Annotated in this window: 1 protein-coding gene and 1 pseudogene; one reads left to right on the forward strand and one right to left on the reverse strand. The window is 68.6% G+C overall.

Annotated elements, in window-relative coordinates:
* Positions 1 to 355 (reverse strand): annotated as a pseudogene (locus tag B4F73_RS08890) (amidohydrolase); the annotation flags it as partial.
* A gap of 111 nt (positions 356 to 466) precedes the next feature.
* Here B4F73_RS08890 and hisH point away from each other — a divergent pair.
* Positions 467 to 1,008, forward strand: a 542-nt coding sequence (hisH, locus tag B4F73_RS08895; protein ID WP_290483044.1) for an imidazole glycerol phosphate synthase subunit HisH, incomplete at its 3' end; no start/stop codon positions are given.

Here is a 1,008-nt window from a genome sequence, read left to right on the forward strand (position 1 = left end):
CGCGATCCGGTGAGGCCGCCTGGTTGATACCCGGCAGGGCGTCCATTTCCGCGAGCAGGGCGATGACCGGGCCATCAGAGCCGTACTCGGCCATGAAGGCGGTGGGGATGCCAGCGACGCCGGGCGTGACCGTGAAGCCTTCATCCGCGAGCGTCTGCTGGAGCAGGGCGGAGGATTTCTCTTCCTGATACCCGACCTCGGCCCATTCCCAGAGCTTGCTCGACAATTCGCTGGTCAGCTCCGCCTGATTGCGCGCCTCTTCCAGCGCAGCAGACTCGGCTGCATCGGGCCAGGCGGGGGTGGCGGCGCAGGCCATGAGCAGGCAGGCGGACAGGGCGGGCAGGATGGATCGCATGGGCAGGCTCCGTGTGAGGTCGTTTCCTGTCGAGATTGCGGCACCTTGCCCCTGGGCGCAAGGGAGGCTTGCCCCTTCCCTCACGGGCGCGGCGAGGCTAAGAGCGCGGCCATGAGCCTTGTTGCCCTTATCGACTACGGATCCGGAAACCTGCACTCGGCCGGCCGCGCCCTGCGCGAAGCCGCGCGCCTGTCCGGCAGCGGGCATGAGATCCGCATCACGAACCGCGCCGAAGACATCCTCGCCGCCGAGCGGGTTGTGTTGCCGGGCGTGGGGCACTTTGCCGATTGCGCAGCGGGCCTGCGGGCGCAGGCGGGCGTGGTCAAGGCGCTGGAAGCCGCCTGCCTGAATGGCAACACCCCCTTCCTCGGCATCTGTGTGGGCATGCAGCTGCTGGCCGAGACCGGCCGTGAAGACGGCGCGACGCCGGGGCTCGAATGGATCGGCGGCGAGGTTTCCCGCATCCAGCCGGGCGAGGGCCTTCGTGTGCCGCATATGGGCTGGAACGGGCTCAGCTTTTCCGGCGCGCCGCACGCCGTCCTGGCGGGGCTCGGGGCTGAGCCGCATGTCTATTTCACCCATTCCTACGCGTTTACCGTGACAGACCCCGCCGATATTGCCGCCACGGCGAGCTATGGCGCGCAGGCGATCAC

The sequence above is a fragment of the Hyphomonas sp. UBA3601 genome, assembly GCF_002375605.1.
Taxonomy (GTDB): Bacteria; Pseudomonadota; Alphaproteobacteria; order Caulobacterales; family Hyphomonadaceae; genus Hyphomonas.